Origin of the sequence: Arthrobacter sp. AG258, assembly GCF_004364695.1 — a bacterium.
Classification (GTDB): Bacteria; Actinomycetota; Actinomycetes; order Actinomycetales; family Micrococcaceae; genus Arthrobacter.
This window is the reverse complement of sequence record NZ_SOBI01000001.1, coordinates 606,654-623,014: the sequence shown is the minus strand read 5'-3', so window position 1 is coordinate 623,014 and position 16,361 is coordinate 606,654. Positions and strand designations below refer to the sequence as shown.

Here is a 16,361-nt window from a genome sequence, read left to right as displayed (position 1 = left end):
CATGAGCAGGATATTCGTTACCGGCGGCTCCGGCCGCCTGGGACGCAGTGTTGTCGCAGGGCTCGCCCAGGCGGGCCACGAGGTGGTCTCCGTGGACCGGGACGCCGTGCCCGCCGGCCAGCTGCCGCCCGGCGTCGTGCAGGAAACCGCGGACCTCCTGGCGCCGAAGGAGGCGCTGCGCCTCCTTCGGGAGTCAAGGCCCGACGCCGTCATCCACCTTGCAGCGATCGCCGTCCCTTTCAGCGCGCCGGAGGACGTCATCTTCGCCACCAACACCAGGCTCGCCTTCGCCGTGATCAGCGCGGCCACCGAGCTGGGCGTCCCGAAAATCATCACCGCCAGCAGCCCCACCGTGCTCGGTTACGGCTCGCCCGCGGGCTGGCTTCCGTCGTCGTTCCCGCTCGATGAGCGGACGCCGCCGAAGCCTTGGAACGCCTATGCGCTGTCCAAGCTCATCGCCGAACAGACAGTGCAGATGTTCGCCGCTGCCCAGGGTGAGCGGATCCGGTATGCGGCATTCCGCCCATGCTTCGTGATCTCACCGGAGGAATGGGAGGGGGCGCCCACGCAGCAGGGCCACACCCTGGCTGAACGCCTGGCCGATCCCGCCCTCTCCGCACCGGCCCTGTTCAACTACGTGGACGCCCGGGATGTGGCGGACTTCCTTGACCTGCTGCTCCGGAAAATGACGGACATTCCCAACGGCGAAACCTTCTTCGTCGGCGCCGCGGACGCCCTGGCAACCGCGCCGCTGGCCGAGCTCATGCCCCGCTTCCTGCCGGGCAGCGAAGACATCAGTGCGGGCCTGACCGGGACCAGCCCCGCGTTCTCCATCGCCAAGGCACAGGAACTCCTGGGCTGGCAGCCGCGGCGCAGCTGGCGCACCGAACTCACGTCCCGCCACACCCTCAACAAAGAGGCTTCCACGCTGGTCACTGCCGGCGGCGGAAGCAAGGAGACACCATGAAATTCGACGGCGTACTGTTTTTTCCCGTCACCCCGTTCACGGCCGAAGGCGCCGTTGACGTCGCACTGCTCAAGGAACACATCGCCTCCCGGCTGCCCTACGGCCCGGGCGGCGTCTTCCCTGCCTGCGGCACCGGTGAATTCCATGCCCTCAGCATCGACGAGGTCCGCACCGTGGTGGCGGCCGCCGTCGAGGTCGTCGCCGGAAAGGTCCCCGTGGTGGCCGGGGCGGGTGGACCGCTGGGCCACGCCCTCGCTGCCGCCCGGGTGGCCGAGGAAGCCGGCGCCGACGCCCTCCTGGTGCTTCCGCCCTACCTGGTGACCGGACCCACCGACGGCCTGGTGGCCTACATCGAGGCTGTCGCCGATGCCAGCAGCCTGCCGGTCATTGTCTACCACCGCGGCAATGCAAAGTTCACCGCCGCGTCCATAGCGAAGCTGGCCGCCAATCCCAAGGTCATCGGCTTCAAGGACGGACTGGGCGACGTCGGCCTTGCCCAGGAAATCGTGTCCGCCGTCAAGGCTGCCGGCCGGGAGGAGTTTGCGTTCTTCAACGGCCTGCTCACGGCGGAACTGACGCAGGGCGCCTACCGGGGCCTGGGGATCCCGCTGTATTCGTCGGCAGCATTCGCGATGGCGCCGGAGATCGCCAAGGCGTACTACGACGCCTACGTATCCGGGGATGAAGACCGCCGCAATGCCTTGCTGGAGGGCTTTTACGCGCCGCTGGTCCGCCTGCGCGACCAGACGCCCGGGTTCGGCGTCTCCCTGATCAAGGCCGGCCTGCGCCTGGGCGGCCTTCCGGTGGGCCCCGTGCGGCCGCCGCTGGTGGATCCCACGGAGGAGCAGCTCGTGGAGCTCAAGGCCATCCTGGCCAAGGGCTACGAGCTGGCCGGACACTGATGAGCGCACCGGCGGCCGAAACCGTCCGCACCATCCCGCGCATCACCGGCCTGTCGACGAGGCTCCTTACCGTTGCGCTGCGCCGCAGCTGGGGCGCGGAGGCACCGGAGAACCACGTGATCGCCACCGAGATCTCCACGGACGACGGCGGCACGGGTTTTGGTTTCTCCTGGACGCCTACCATCGGTCCCCAGGCAGTCAAGGCGTTGCTTGACCACGACATCGCCCCTTTCGTGGCCGGGCTGCCCGCAACCCCCGAGGGTGTGTGGGACGTGCTCTGGAAGCGGCTGCACGAGGCCGGCGGCGGAGGGCTCACCACCATTGCCATGGCCGGTGTGGACCTTGCATTGTGGGACCTGCAGGCCCGCCGTGCCGGCATGTCCGTCACGGGCCTGCTGGGCCAGCGGCAGGAGTCAGCCGAGGTTTACGGTTCCGGCGTGAACCTGCACTACACCCTGGAAGAGTTGGTGGCGCAGGCCGAACGCTGGGTTGCCGCCGGCCACCAGGCAGTGAAGATCAAGGTGGGCAAGCCGGACCTCCGCGAGGACCGCGAACGCGTTGCCGCCGTCCGTTCCGTCCTGGGCCCGGACCGCAGGCTCATGATCGACGCCAACCAGCGGTGGGACCTGCCCACCACCTTCCGGGCCCTCGACGTACTGGCCGAATTCGGGCTGGAATGGCTGGAAGAACCTCTCCGCGCGGATGACCTCTGGGCCTACCGAAGGCTCCGCAAACATTCGCCGGTGCCCATTGCCCTTGGCGAAAACCTGCACACGATCTACCGGTTCCGCGATTTCATCGAGGCGGAGGCGGTGGACATCATCCAGCCCAACATCATCCGGGTAGGCGGCATCACCCCGTTCCGGCGGATCGTGGAGCTGGCACGGACCCACAGCATCAAGGTCATGCCGCACCTGCTGCCGGAACTGTCCGGGCAGCTGGCATTGACCTTGGCGGAGCCCACCATGGTGGAGGATGTCGAGGAGGCATCCTTCGAACAGTTGGGGATCCTGGCCGGGCCATCGCCGGTGCGGTTCGCCAACAGCAGGGTGGCCCTGGCGGACCAGCCCGGACTGGGCTTCCGTTTCCGGGACGCACCGTAACCACCTACGCACATCCACAGAACAGGTACCTGACGTGACAACTGCAACGCTTTCCCTGTCCGAACTCACCGCCGCCGCGACGGAGGCCGCCCGGACCGCTGCTGCGGCCACCGATGCCGAGCGCGCCGCGTGGCTTCACGCGGTCGCGGACGCGTTGGACGCCAACGCGGCCGAACTGGTGGAAATCGCCGATGCCGAGACCAGCCTGGGTGTCCCGCGCCTGACGGGGGAAGTGGCCCGCACCACAGGCCAGCTGCGCTTGTTCGCACGCGTGATCACCGAGGGCTCCTACCTTGAAGCCATCATCGACCACGCGGACCCGTCCTCCACCCCGCCCAAGCCGGACCTGCGCCGCATCCTGCGGCCCATCGGGCCGGTGGCGGTCTTCTCGGCGTCGAACTTCCCGTTCGCCTTCTCCGTGGCAGGCGGGGACACGGCCTCGGCCCTCGCCGTCGGCTGCTCCGTGGTTGTCAAAGCCCACTCAGGGCACCTGCGGCTCTCCGAGCGGACCGCCGGGATTGTGGCTGAGGCGCTTCGCGGCGCGGGTGCCCCGGAAGGCCTGTTCGCCCTGGTCAGCGGCCGCGAGGCGGGAACGGCGCTGGTCCAGGACCCCGCCATCAAGGCCGTGGGCTTCACCGGGTCCATTCCCGGCGGCCGCGCCCTGTTCGACCTCGCCACCTCCCGCCCGGATCCCATCCCGTTCTACGGAGAGCTGGGCAGCCTCAACCCGGTGGTCATCACCGCGGCAGCACTGAAGGCCCGCTCCGCGGAACTCGCCGCCGGCCTGGCAGGCTCCTTCACCCTTGGGGCCGGCCAGTTCTGCACCAAGCCGGGCCTGGTGTTCATCCCAGCCGGAACCTCCTTCGCAGCCCAGGTAGCGGACGCCAGCAAGGACAAGCCCGCGGCCGGGATGCTGACCAGCCGCATCGCCGAAGCCTACCCGGACGGGCTGCGCAGCTTCGCAGCCGTGGAGGGCGTGCAGGTGGTGGGCGGCAGCGTTGACCAGGACGCGGCAGCCAACGGGGCTGCCCCGGTGGTGTTCGCCACCACCGCGGCCAAGGTCCTGGAGCGACCCGGGCAGCTGCTTGAAGAATGCTTCGGGCCCACCACCATCCTCATCGAGTACACGGACCAGCAGGAACTGTCTGCTGTCCTGGCGGAGGTTCCCGGCAGCCTGACGGCCACCGTGCACGCAGAGCCGGAGGAGGACATCGCCGCCCTGGTGGAGCAGCTCGCCGGCCTGGCCGGCCGGGTCCTGTTCGATGGCTGGCCCACCGGCGTCGCCGTGAACTGGGCCCAGCAGCACGGCGGCCCGTACCCTGCCACCACCTCGCTGTTCACCTCGGTGGGTGCGACGGCGGTCCGCCGCTTCCAGCGCCCCGTCGCCTACCAGGACGCCCCGGAAAGCGTCCTGCACCCGGCGCTCCGTGACGACAATCCGCTGGGGATCCCGCGCCGTGTGGATGGGGAACTGCGGCTCCCGTAACAACGCCCGCTCACATACTGCAGCTAAACACGAAACGCCCGCTCACTTATGGCCGTAAATACGGCCATAAGTGAGCGGGCGTTTCGATTAAAGCTGCAGTATGTGAGCGGGCGCCGGACTAGAGCTGCAGGGTCACGGGGCGCGCCAGCCCGTTCACGGTGGCCACCGGCCAGCGCGGGTCAACAGTCAGGATGTGGAGCCCGGATTCCGTGAGCTGGACCGTGTCCTCGATCTTGACGCCCGGCCCTGACGGGTTCCACGTGAACGCCTGGTCCAGCACCACCGTATCCGTGGCTTCCGACGTGACCCGGGGATCGCGCCCCGCGTAACCGGCGGGCCCGCCCTGATGGTGTTGTTCCCACTGGTCCGCGCCGAAGCCATGCCGGACGTAAGCGGCCTGGATCTCGGTGAAGATCCGGTCCAGCCGGGTGCCGGGAACCGTGGCATCGAATATATCCGCCTCCACTGCCGCGATGCGGGCCTCGGCGTCGCGCTCCCCGGGAGTGCCGGCGTCGAACCTGATCCAGCGGGTGATGTTGGCCACGAGGCCGTCGCGGCGGGCGCAAACCACCGCCATGGCACGCCGGCCAAGAGGCGCGTGCGTGGCCAAGGGGTGCCGGAACGTGCTGCGGGAGCTGCCGTTGCACAGGAGTACCAGCGGCTCTGCACCGGCGGCCACCACCCGGGCAGCCAGCGCCGACACCAGCGCGAATTCGGTGGTGTCCGGGCGGGCGGCGGACAGGACCTCGGTCATGATGCCGGCCACGTCGGCGCTGAGCAGGGCATAGCGGGCGCTTTCCGCCGGAAGCAGCTGCTGGCGCGCGGCGCGCAGTTCGGCGGCCACCTCTGCCTCGGACAGCGGAGGCAGGGCGCCATTGCCCACGGTGGCCGCGGCCTGGTGCAGGTTCGCGTACCAGGGAACGGTATGCAGGTTGACTCCCAGCGGAAGCTCCTCGGCGGCGATCCGGCCGGCTTCGTTGTTGAACGTCACCAGGTGGTCGCCGTCGCGCGCGACGAGCAGGGCGGCGATGGGGTCGCCGGCCAGGCTGATGTGCACCCGGCTGCCGTCCAGGTACCAGGTCAGGGCCGTGTTGGTGGTGAGGAGCAGCGAATCCCGCCCGGCATCGTCCAGGATGTCCAGCACGCGCCGGCGCTTGATGGCCCGGTCGCCCGGGGATCCGGGAGCCAGGCGGGCCTCCTGCTGGGGAACGGCTGCGGCTGTGGTCTGGGTCATGACGGATCCCCTTGCTCGTTGATCAGTGTTTCGATGTCGGCGGTGGCCAGGAGTCCGTCGGCCACGAAGACGGTGACGTGCCGCCGCACCGGCGCGCCGGGCTCTGCGATGACGGGCGTATCCCAGGCCAGCGACTGGCCGACGCCCGGGTAGCTGTCAACCCGGACAAACCATGGGTCCGTGGAGTCCCCGGCAGCGACGAACACCAAGGTGGCCGGGCCGCCGTCGAACGTTCCGGACCAGGCGAGCCATGGCGCGACGCTGCCGTGGGCCTGTGACTCACCGGAGCCGGCGGGCGTCCAGACGGCAGGGTCCGCGCACTCGGGCAGCCGCCAGAAGAAGCCGCCGTAGCCACCCTCGAACCGGCCGTTGGAGCCCGGACTGCCCAGGCTGACCGGCGTGTTCCCTGCAGGTGACAACGCAAAATCCAGTGACAGCCGCCAGGCGGAGGGTGCGACGGCGGACCACGCCCAGGTGCGTTCCTCGCGGAGCACAGGGGAGCCGTCCGGCCCGTTCCAGCTCAGCGTCTCTTGCAGGACGCCGGGCCGTCCCGCGCCGGCGTCGGCCTGGAAGGATGCGGTGCCGGTGCTTGCGATGCTGCCGTGGTCCGGGCGCCACACGTACTGGCCGGCTTCCCTGGTGTAGGTGCGGCCGCCCCAGAAATTCACCCCGTCCACATCCTGCAGGGCCACGCCGGCGCCCAGATGCCATACGTGGTCAAGGGGCTGGTGGTCAGTCACCACGGTGCCGTTCAGGGTGCGCACCGGGTGGAGGTAGGGGCGCGGGGAGGATACTGCCCTGATATGGCTGCCGTCCTGGTAATCGGCCACCGGGCGGCCCCCAACGGTCAGCGTCCGGACCGGCGGAAGGGGACGGGCCCAGGGCACGCCGAGTTCGGCGAACGTTGCCTGTGCCTTGACGGCGCGCTCCAGCGTTCCGGAGATGCCCTGCACCACCGGATGGGCGTCGTCGCCCTCGCCTTGCCACGTGATGAAGCCGGTGCCGATCGGCGCTGGTGCGGGCGCGGTGCGGATAGCCTCCAGGACGGCGGTGAAGGCTCCGGTGTCTTCCAGCGCGCACAGCAGCGGCGTTCCGTTGGCCCGGGCATCCAGCAGGTTTTCGAGCAGGTCAGTCCGGCCGAAGGACTCCCGGCGCTCGCCGGCCGGGGTGGTGATGACGACGTGGTCCTCCGTGTAGGAAAGGGTGATCTCGCCCAGCGTTCCGTGCACGGTGACGGCCGGGTTGAGCTGTTCGGGGGCGCAGAGCGTCAAGGCACAAAGGAGGGTCTCTCCGCCTGCGGTGCGGATCCGCAGAATGGACGTGTCATCGCTTTCCGTGCTGTTGGCCCGGTACAGGTCCGTTTCCACCGAGCGGACGTCCGCGAGGGTATGCGCGCCCGCCAGATGCAGTCCGGTGGCAACGGCGTGGGCCAGGGCGTTCGTGGCCACCCCGTCCACCACGTCCGTGCCGTCGAGGCTGCGCTTCCCGGCCCAGCGCGAGCGGTTGAAGTACGCCTTGGTCCGCAGCCATTGGCCGGTGGCGCTGAGCCCCAGCACGATGCCTATTTCACCTGCCTCCACCAGGCCCCGGATGGCGGGCAGGGCTTGGGAGCCCAGGCTCTGGAAGCCCACCTGGACCCGGCGGCCGTGGTCCCTGGCCGCGGCCAGGACTTGCTCGAATTGCGCCAGGGATGCCACCGGCGGCTTTTCGACATAGACGTCCATCCCGGCGGACAACGCCGCGATGGCCAAGGGGGCATGCGTCTGGATGGGGGTGGCAATAATGGCGACGTCGACGCCAGGCTTGGCGGCCAGCAGCCCGTCCAGGTCCGGGTACACAGCCACTGAGCCGGCCAGGCTGCCGGGCTGCGGCGGGTGGGGATCGGCGACGGCTACCAGTTCCAGGGCGCCGGCCTGTTCGAGCCGGGCCAGGTTGGCGAGGTGCCGTTCGCCGAAGCCGTGCACACCCACCAGGGCAACCCTGGGAAGGTCTGTGGACGGGGACTGCGGATGGGTGGATTCCGCCGAATGCTGTGTGGTCACGTGGGTCCTTGGGAGCGGTGCTGGTGTGGGGGGGGGGGGGTCAGGTGGTCAGCGTTTTCGCCAGGAAGTCGAGGGCCTCGTCCTGCATGGCCGCCGTGAAGACGTGCCCGCCGGGCCAGAAGCTGCCCGCATACCTGTCGGTGCCGCCGTGCAGGGATTCGAGTAACTGGTGGGCCCGGCGCATCCCGGCTTCCGGGAAGAGCTCGTCAGCAAGGGCGTACTGCACCAGGAACCGGGCGGACCCTGCGCGGGCTGTGAGTTCCGGCCAGTCACCCAGCTTCCATAGCCCGGGAGTCTGCAGCAGCCACGAATGTGCGTCGAGGTACGCGGGGAAGAGGGATTCAAACGTGGTCATCATGCAGGTGACCACGGCGGCCCTGATGCGCGGGCTAAGGGCGGCCAGGGTGAGGGAACGGCCGCCGCCGCCGGAGAAACCGATGCACCCCAGGCTGTCCGCATCGACGCCGGGCAGTGCGGCCAGGACGTCGAGGGCGGCAAGGTCGTCGTGGGCCACCATGCCGGCAAGGCTGGTGCCGAGCAGCCCCGCCGCCTTGGCCACGGTGTCCTCATGGACGCCGGCCGCGGCGTTGTATTCTTCGGCCTCGGAAGGCGCGATGCCGTCCGCCCGCCACTGCGCCTGCCGTGCGTCAACGGCCGCGGCGGTCCGCCATGGCGGGGTGGAGAGGTCAAACCGGCGGCTTCCCCAGGCAAACGTGTCATGGGCAAGGACAGCGAAACCCTGGCGGGCCAGGCCGGTGGCCAGCGCACGGCCGTCATAGTGCCCTGCGCGTGCGGCGGCCGCCGACGGGTGGGTTGTCGGGAGCTCCACGAGCCGGTCCGCACCGCCAAACTTGTTGCCGCCGTGGCAGTGCAGGGCCAGGACGCCTGGCAGCGGTCCGGAATGTCCTGCCGGCCGGACCAGCCAGCCCGTGGTGCGCGGCCCGAAGCCCAACTGCCAGCTCAGTTCGGTGGTGGTGGCTTCGTCGTGCGTTTCCTCCCAGTGCACCCGTACGTCCGGCGGCGCGGGCACAGCCGGGACGCCCAAGGCGTCAGAGAGCTCCTGCGCCGCCGCGGTGGACGCCCGGTGGCGGGGACGGGCCCGGACGTAGGCAGGCCAATCGTCGTAGCCGCCGATGGCGCTGGGCCGTGTTGCCGTGATCATGTGCCTGCCTCCTTTCGTGGTTGGTGTCTGTTCATCCGTCCGCCGCGGCAACCGTCAGGCGAGGTTTTGGTTGACCTCTGAAATCATGCCTTTGGCAGCGTCCCGCGGCGCGATCTTTCCGAAGAGTACATCCGTGTTGTAACGGTTCAAAACTTCCAGGGTTGCGGATGATCCTGCCGGGAAGGGCTTGGGTGCCGGAACCTTCATGGCCGCGATCCGGTCCAGGTAGGTGGCTTCCTTCTGCTGGGTTTCCTTGAGCAGGGGAGTGATGCCCGCCTTCAGTTCGGTGTTGGCGGGCATGCCGCGGTCGCTCTTGATCTTGGTGGCCGCGTCCATGTTGTTGACCAGGTAGTTGATGAACAGGGCCGCTTCCTTGGGCTGGGCGGATTTGGACGAGATGGCGTATTCCATCGACGAACGCAGCCAGGCCCCCGGCGTCCTGCTTTCGCCGGGAAGTTTCACCATGACCAGCGGGGCGCCGGAGTAGGACGTCATCTGGTTGCTCCAGGAAATCTTCATTCCTTGCTTTCCCTGGCCCATCAGTGTCATCTCAGGCTGGGCGGACCCGTCCTCGACGGTCTGGGACGCGGACGGGGCGCCCCCGGTTTCCATCAGCTTCTTGTTGAGCTCAAACCACTTGGCGAGCGTGTCCTCGCTGATGCCCATCTTCTTGCCGTCGTCCGTGTAGAGCTCCTGGCCATTCTGGCGTGCCCAGACGGCGAGGAAGGAGTCGTTGGCCATGGGGGTCGTGCCGAAGGTGCCGGCCGGCGACTTCTTGGTGATTTCGGCGGCGATCCGTGCGTAGTCGTCCCAGGTCCAGGTTTCGTCGTCCGGCAGCGGCACGCCGGCGGCCTCGAAGACCTTGGGGTCCAGGACCATGGACATGGAGTTGACGCCCGCCGTAATGGTGTACTGCTTTCCGTTGATCTTGCCCAGCTCAACGGTCCCGTCGGCGAACTTCGAGGTGTCGATCTGGTCCTTCACCTTGTCGAGGTCCAGGAGGACGCCGCGGCTGGAGTATTCGCTGGGATAGGCGCCGCTCATGGCGATGACGTCCGGGGTGGTTCCGCCGGCGATCTGGGTGGCCATTTTGTCCCAGTAGGAGCTGAATTCGGTGTTCTCGCCCTGAACCTTGATGGTGGGGTTGGCGGCTTCGAATGCTTTGATGACCTCCATGGTGGTCTTCGCCCTGGAGTCGTTGCCCCACCAGGCGAACCGGATGGTGACGGGATCCTCCGCAGTCCCCGCTTTCCCGGCCTGCGGGCTGTTGCCGCAGCCGGTAAGGACCATGGCCAGCGCGGCGGCGGCGCCGGTGATTCCCATGACCGATTTCCTGAGACCAAACCTCATTGTTGTCCCCCATATTTTGGTGGTCGCGTCCCCTTGCCAGATGCAACAGAAAACGTTTTCTCAAAAACTAACAAAGGGCTGTACAGGAGTCAAGAAACCGTTTACTTTGGTACGGAGCCGCTTTCTAGAACGACGCTCCCGGCGGGCGGAACCGCTCCAGCCCTGACGGGCATGCAGCGGGCCCGCGAAGGGAGTCCCGAACCCCCATCGCCTGGCGATGACCGAAACGTGGAGGCCACGATGACCAAAGGAGACCACATGGCCGCAAAGCATATTCCCAGGACGCGCCGTCCGGCCCCGCTGCCGGCCGACGCTTGCCTGCTGTCCGTGATGGAGCAGCAACCGTGAGCGCCATCAGCGAACTGTCTTCGTTGAGCCGGCGGAAGGGCAAAGCCACCGCTGAGGAGAAGAAGGCCAACAGGCGGGACAACAAGGCCGCCTACATTTTCCTGCTCCCGTGGCTGGTGGGTTTGGTGGCCATCACCATCGGCCCCATGTTGATGTCCCTCTACCTTTCGTTTACGGACTACAACCTGCTGCAGCCGCCCGAGTGGACGGGGCTGGACAACTTCACCAGGATGCTCAGCGACGCCCGGCTGCACAACTCGTTGCGGGTTACGTTCACCTACGTCCTGGTGGGTGTTCCACTGCAGCTGGCCGTGGCACTGCTGATCGCGCTCGTCCTGGACAAGGGGCTCCGCGGCCTTCCGTTCTACCGTTCCGTGTTCTACTTGCCGTCGCTGCTGGGCGGTTCGGTCGCCGTCGCCATCCTGTGGAAGCAGATCTTCGGCACCACCGGCCTGGTGAACCAGGTCCTGGCCATGTTCGGCATTCAGGGTCCCGGCTGGATCTCGGATCCCAGCACGGCCCTGGGATCGATCATCCTGCTGCACGTCTGGACCTTTGGTGCTCCGATGATCATCTTCCTCGCGGGCCTGCGCCAGATCCCCAACATGTACTACGAGGCGGCCAGGGTGGATGGTGCCACCACGCTCCAGCAGTTCTGGCGGATCACCATGCCGATGCTCAGCCCGATCATCTTCTTCAACCTGGTCCTGCAGATCATCGGTTCGTTCCAGTCCTTCACCCAGGCGTTCATCGTCTCCGGCGGCAACGGCGGACCTTCGGACTCAACGATGTTCTTTACGTTGTACCTCTACCAAAAGGGCTTCGGCCAGTTCGACATGGGCTACGCCTCAGCCATGGCGTGGGTGCTGCTGCTTATCATCGGCGTCTTCACTGCCATCAACTTCATCGCTTCTAAGTATTGGGTTTTCTATGACGACTAAGCTTGAGACGCTGCCCACCCCGGAGAAGAAGTCCGGGGGCGCCGGCAAGCCTACGAACCGCAAGCCCAGGGTCCGCGAGTCCCGGGGAACGCTGGCCTTCAGCAGGGCCCAGCGCGGTAAATCGCTGATGAAGCACGGGATCCTGATCCTGGCCGGCGGGCTGATGATCTATCCGCTCCTGTGGATGGTGGTCTCCTCGCTGCGGCCGAATGATCTGATCTTCCGTGAACCGGGCCTGTGGCTGAACAGCCTGGAAATGAGCAACTACACCTCCGGATGGTCGGCCCTGACGCACCCGTTCGGCCACTACATGATCAACTCCGCGATCGTGGTGATCGGCTCGATCCTGGGCAATTTGGTCTCATGCTCGATGGCTGCCTACGCGTTCGCGCGGCTGCAGTTCACCGCCAAGAAGCTGTTCTTCGGCATCATGCTGCTGACCATCATGCTCCCGTTCCACGTGGTGATCGTGCCGCAATACATCCTGTTCTCGCAGATCGGCTGGGTGAACACTTTCTGGCCGCTGATCGTTCCCAAGCTGCTTGCCACGGATGCGTTCTTCGTCTTCCTCATGGTGCAGTTCATCCGCGGCATCCCCAAGGAGCTTGACGAGGCCGCGAGGATCGACGGAGCCGGCCATCCGCGCATCTTCCTTCGCGTAATCCTGCCGCTGATGGTGCCGGCCCTGGCCACTACCACGATCTTCACGTTCATCTGGACCTGGAACGACTTCTTCGGCGCCCTGATCTACCTCACGGACCCGGATATGTTCACCGTTCCCGTGGCACTGCGTGCGTTCGTCGACTCGCAGTCCGCCACCAGCTGGGGATCCTTGTTCGCCATGTCCATCGTGTCCCTGCTCCCGGTCTTCCTGGTGTTCCTGTTCGGCCAGCGGTTCCTGATCAAGGGCATCGCCACCACGGGCATCAAGTAACGCCGGGCCGCACCCGGCGCCACGCACCCCCTGCACCACCTGTTTTGAACGGCCCGTCGCCAGCGGCGGGCCGTTCGCGCGTCACGGGGCGGATGCACTTCGCCGAACGCCTTGTAATACAAGTTATAGACTTGTAGTATTAGATGCAGAAAGCGCTTTCACGGCCTGAGGCCCTCTTCGAAACCTCGACGGCTACGCCCCCGGCCACCCCCAACATCACCGCACCTGGATCAAAGAAGATCGGAGTTACACAGTGCCGCTTTTTCCCCGTCCTGCATCCGCTGCCAAGCAGCCGGCAGGGGCACCACCGTCACGCTCATCGCGCCGAACCCGTACAGCGGGTGCTGTCGCAGCCGCAGTCGCCGCTGTCATGGCCCTCAGTGCCTGCGGCGGTGGAGCAGCTCCGCAGAGCGCCGACGGAACCGTTGAGCTTCGCTTCTCCTGGTGGGGCGGCGACAAGCGCGCCCAGCTGACGCAGGAAGCCATCAAGCAGTTCGAAGCCGAAAACCCCAAAATCAAGATCAAACCCGAATTCGGCGACTGGAGCGGTTACTGGGACAAGCTCGCCACCCAGGTGGCCGCCAACGACGCCCCGGACATCATCCAGATGGACGAGAAATACATCACCGAGTACTCCAGCCGCGGCGCCCTCCTGGATCTGTCCAAGTACGACATCGACACCTCCAAGCTGGATGAGGCGGCCCTGAATGCAGGCAAGAGCCAGAAGGGCTTGACGGGCATCGCGGCCGGCATCAACGCCGCCACCATCCTGGCCAATCCCGCAGTCTTCCAGGCCGCCGGAGTTCCGCTGCCGGATGACACCAAATGGACCTGGGACGATTTCGGCCGGATCGCCGCCGAGATCACCGCGAAGTCGCCCAAGGGCACCTACGGAGCGGCAGCGTACGGAACGGATGAGGCCTCCTTGGGCGTCTGGCTCCGGCAGGACGGCAAGTCCCTCTACACATCCGACGGCAAGCTGGGCTTTGAGTCCGGTGACATCGCCGAATGGTGGGCGTTCCTGAAGGAGCTGAGCCAGAAGAAGGCGGTGCCTTCCGCATCGGAGGTGGTCGAGGCTGAGGCCGCGCCCCTTGACCAGAGCGGCCTGGCGACCGGCAAGAACGCCATGGCGTTCTGGTGGTCCAACCAGGCGCCTGCCCTGGAGAAGGCCAGCGGCGGAGACCTCAAGATCCTGCGGTTCCCCACCAAGACGGGATCGGCAGCCGATGCGGAGCTTTGGTACAAAGCCTCGCAGTTCTGGTCCGCTTCCTCGCGCACCAAGCACCCGCAGGAAACGGCCAAGTTCATCAACTTCCTGACCAACAACGTCAAAGCCGGTGAAGCGCTCCTGGCGGACCGTGGTGTGTATCCCAACGCTGATGTCCGGGCAGCCATCCAGCCCAAACTCACCCCGGCAGACGTCAAGGTGGTCACCTTCATCGACCAGATCAAAGGCGAACTCGGCGATGCCCCGGCGCCGCCGCCAAAGGGTGCGGGAGCGATCCAGGAAATCATCAAGCGCTACACCTCGGAAGTCCTGTTTGACCGCTTGTCCCCGGCCGACGCGGGAAAGAAGGCCACGGACGAGATGAAGTCCGCCATCAGCAGCTGATCTTCACACCGCCAACACGGCTCCGGACAACACGGGTGGACGCCTCCCCGCCCGAGGCGTCCGACGGCGGGTGGCAGCTCCGCCCCGGCGGGAACCGATGGTTCCTTTCCGGGGCGGAGGTGTTTAAGTCGCAGTCCACTTTTAACGGGACTGAGCGTTCCGCGGACGGCGGCACCCAAGCCGGTGCCGCCGTCGGCCGTCCTTAGGACTGTGCCTGGCCCTCCGCCACCACCGCGACGCCGCCGGCAGGAACGGTGCCCGGGAAGGGGCCACCGGTTAGCAGGTCCGGGCCAGTGGCTGAGACGGCGGCATCCGCCCTCGTGTGGTTGATGGCGAACAGGAAGCTGCGCCCGTCGGGGGACAGGCGCCGCACCAGTTCCACCCCGGGATCGGCAGCGGCGACGGGCGAAACGCCCGATTCGGCCAGCAGCTTGTCAACCAGGGCTTCGATGCCGTTGGCGTCCGGGAAGGTGGCCAGGTACCAGGCCGCCCCTGGCCCAACAGGCCGCCGGGTCAGGGAGGGAACCCCCTCCAGCGGGTATTCGGTAAAGGTTTGCACCACCTCGGCGCCGGCAAGGTGGACATGCTCGCTCCAGATGGAAGAAGTGGTCCCGTCGCTCAACTTGAGCTGGGCTCCGGCCAGCAGCGGATAAAACTCCTCCACCCGGACGCCCAGGAGATCGCGGAACGCGCCCGGGTAGCCGCCGAGCAGCACATGGTCCTGAGCGTCCACGATGCCGCTGAAATAGCTGACCAGGACCGTGGCCCCGCGCGAAGCCGCGGCGGCGATGGTGGCGGCGTCCTCATCGGACACGGCGTACAGGGTGCACGCCAGCACCAGGTCGTAGCCGTCAAGTGACGCCGACGGATGCACCAGGTCCACGGAGACTCCGCGCAGGACCAGCGACCGGTGAAACGCCCTCAGCAGGTCCAGGTACTTCACGTCGATGCTCGGTTTGGAGTCGATCTCGCTGGCCCACCAGGCCTCGTAGTCGAAGACAATGGCGGCACGCGACTGGACCCGCGAACCGCGCACGGGTTCGAGGCGCTGCAGGGCCGCGCCAAGCTCCACCACTTCACGCCACACCCGCGTGTCCCGTCCCCCGTGCGGCACCATGGCGGAGTGGAACTTCTCCGACCCCGCGAAGCTTTGCCGCCACTGGAAGAACATCACGGCGTCCGCCCCGCGGGCCACGTGGGCCAGCGAATTGCGCAGCATCTCGCCGGGCATCTTGGGTTGGTTGCGCGGCTGCCAGTTGACCGCCGACGTCGAATGTTCCATCAGGATCCACGGGTCACCGCCAGCAATGCCGCGCGTGAGGTCCGCGCTGAACGCGAGTTCCAGGTGGCGTTCCGGGTCCGCGGCCACGAGGTAGTGGTCGTTGGCGATGACGTCCAGGTCTTTGGCCCAGCTGAAGTAGTCCATGGATTTGGTGGCACTTGAGGCCATCAGGTTGGTGGTGCAGGGGATGTCCGGGGTCACCTCGCGAAGGACGGCCACCAGCTCCCGGTAGTAGTCCATCAGCGCCCACGAGCTGAACCGCTGGAAGTCCAGTTGCTGGCCCGGGTTCAGGGTGGACGGTGCGACGGCGGGCGGCAGGATTTCCTCGAAGGAGCCGTAGTTCTGGGACCAGAATGCCGTGCCCCAGGAAGCGTTCAAGGCAGCGATGCTCCCGTACCGGCGTTCAAGCCAGGTGCGGAAGGCGGCTGCGTCCTCTTCGCCGTAGAACTCCGAGACGTGGCAGCCCAGTTCGTTGTCCACATGCCACAGTGCCAGCGCGGGGTGGTCCTTGTAGCGTTCGGCGAGTGCGCGGGTGATCCCGGCGGCGTAGCGGCGGTACACGGCCGACGACGGCGTGTAGTGCCGCCGTGAGCCCGGTCCCAGCACGGTCCCGTCAGCCCTGACCGGCAGGATTTCCGGGTGTTTGCGCACCAGCCAGGCCGGAGGTGCGGCGGTGGCGGTGGCCAGGGCCACTTTCACGCCGATCCCGGCGAGGTTGTCCAGTACTTCGTCCAGCCAGCCGAACTCGTAGTGCCCTTCGACGGGTTCCAGCAGGGCCCAGGAGAAAATGCCGACGCTGAGGAAATTCACGCCCGCTTCCTGCATGAGGTCCAGATCCTCCAGGCGGACACTGGCGGGCCATTGCTCGGGGTTGTAGTCGCCTCCGAAAGCGATGCCCCCAATGTTGCTCCACACTTTGGACGGGCCGGGGCTTTCCTGCTGTGTCATGGGACTCCTTTGTCAACTGTGAGGCGGGGTTTGCAATGAGGAAACGCTTT

General features: G+C 67.0%; 12 protein-coding genes. 7 read left to right on the top strand and 5 right to left on the bottom strand.

Annotated features, from left to right (window positions below; genetic code table 11):
- Nucleotide 1 precedes the first annotated feature (1 nt).
- The 4 genes from DFO47_RS02935 to DFO47_RS02920 are packed head-to-tail and all read left to right on the top strand — an operon-like array spanning nucleotide 2 to nucleotide 4,458.
- On the top strand, nucleotides 2-967 hold the full coding sequence (locus tag DFO47_RS02935) for an NAD(P)-dependent oxidoreductase (protein WP_133830606.1): 966 nt from the start codon (nucleotides 2-4) through the stop codon (nucleotides 965-967).
- Nucleotides 964-1,869, top strand: a complete 906-nt coding sequence (locus DFO47_RS02930) for a 5-dehydro-4-deoxyglucarate dehydratase (RefSeq protein WP_133830605.1) — start codon at nucleotides 964-966, stop codon at nucleotides 1,867-1,869. Before DFO47_RS02935 ends, DFO47_RS02930 begins: the two co-directional genes overlap by 4 nt.
- A complete protein-coding gene (locus DFO47_RS02925) occupies nucleotides 1,869-2,972 on the top strand; it encodes a mandelate racemase/muconate lactonizing enzyme family protein (RefSeq protein WP_133830604.1) in 1,104 nt (367 codons plus the stop codon). Before DFO47_RS02930 ends, DFO47_RS02925 begins: the two co-directional genes overlap by 1 nt.
- Before the next feature lie 34 nt (nucleotides 2,973-3,006).
- The gene (locus tag DFO47_RS02920; RefSeq protein ID WP_133830603.1) at nucleotides 3,007-4,458 is read left to right on the top strand and encodes an aldehyde dehydrogenase (NADP(+)); all 1,452 of its coding nucleotides are present in this window, start codon (nucleotides 3,007-3,009) and stop codon (nucleotides 4,456-4,458) included.
- Between the two features lie 118 nt (nucleotides 4,459-4,576).
- On the opposite strand, the gene DFO47_RS02915 is transcribed toward DFO47_RS02920, so the two are convergent.
- Genes DFO47_RS02915 through DFO47_RS02900 form a run of 4 tightly spaced genes read right to left on the bottom strand, consistent with a single transcriptional unit; the run spans nucleotide 4,577 to nucleotide 10,219 of the window.
- On the bottom strand, nucleotides 4,577-5,692 hold the full coding sequence (locus DFO47_RS02915) for a M24 family metallopeptidase (protein WP_133830602.1): 1,116 nt from the start codon (nucleotides 5,690-5,692) through the stop codon (nucleotides 4,577-4,579).
- Complete coding sequence (locus DFO47_RS02910) at nucleotides 5,689-7,734, bottom strand: DUF6807 family protein (RefSeq protein ID WP_133830601.1); 2,046 nt, start codon at nucleotides 7,732-7,734, stop codon at nucleotides 5,689-5,691. The genes DFO47_RS02915 and DFO47_RS02910 overlap by 4 nt, the downstream gene beginning before the upstream one ends.
- 40 nt (nucleotides 7,735-7,774) lie before the next feature.
- Nucleotides 7,775-8,896, bottom strand: a complete 1,122-nt coding sequence (locus DFO47_RS02905; RefSeq protein ID WP_133830600.1) for an acetylxylan esterase — start codon at nucleotides 8,894-8,896, stop codon at nucleotides 7,775-7,777.
- A 54-nt stretch (nucleotides 8,897-8,950) separates the two neighbouring features.
- Entirely contained in the window at nucleotides 8,951-10,219 is a 1,269-nt protein-coding gene (locus tag DFO47_RS02900) for an extracellular solute-binding protein (RefSeq protein ID WP_133830599.1), read from the bottom strand.
- Nucleotides 10,220-10,590: 371 nt separating this feature from the next.
- On the opposite strand from DFO47_RS02900, the gene DFO47_RS02895 reads away from it, so the two are divergent.
- The 3 genes from DFO47_RS02895 to DFO47_RS02885 all read left to right on the top strand — a co-directional run bounded on the left by DFO47_RS02895 (nucleotide 10,591) and on the right by DFO47_RS02885 (nucleotide 14,081).
- Entirely contained in the window at nucleotides 10,591-11,535 is a 945-nt protein-coding gene (locus DFO47_RS02895) for a sugar ABC transporter permease (protein ID WP_018761806.1), read from the top strand.
- On the top strand, nucleotides 11,525-12,469 hold the full coding sequence (locus tag DFO47_RS02890; RefSeq protein ID WP_018761805.1) for a carbohydrate ABC transporter permease: 945 nt from the start codon (nucleotides 11,525-11,527) through the stop codon (nucleotides 12,467-12,469). Before DFO47_RS02895 ends, DFO47_RS02890 begins: the two co-directional genes overlap by 11 nt.
- Nucleotides 12,470-12,722: 253 nt before the next feature.
- Nucleotides 12,723-14,081, top strand: coding sequence for an extracellular solute-binding protein (locus DFO47_RS02885; RefSeq protein WP_133830598.1), 1,359 nt, complete (start codon nucleotides 12,723-12,725; stop codon nucleotides 14,079-14,081).
- A gap of 202 nt (nucleotides 14,082-14,283) precedes the next feature.
- Here DFO47_RS02885 and DFO47_RS02880 read toward each other — a convergent pair whose 3' ends face one another.
- On the bottom strand, nucleotides 14,284-16,311 hold the full coding sequence (locus tag DFO47_RS02880; RefSeq protein ID WP_133830597.1) for a beta-galactosidase: 2,028 nt from the start codon (nucleotides 16,309-16,311) through the stop codon (nucleotides 14,284-14,286).
- Between the last annotated feature and the right edge of the window lie 50 nt (nucleotides 16,312-16,361).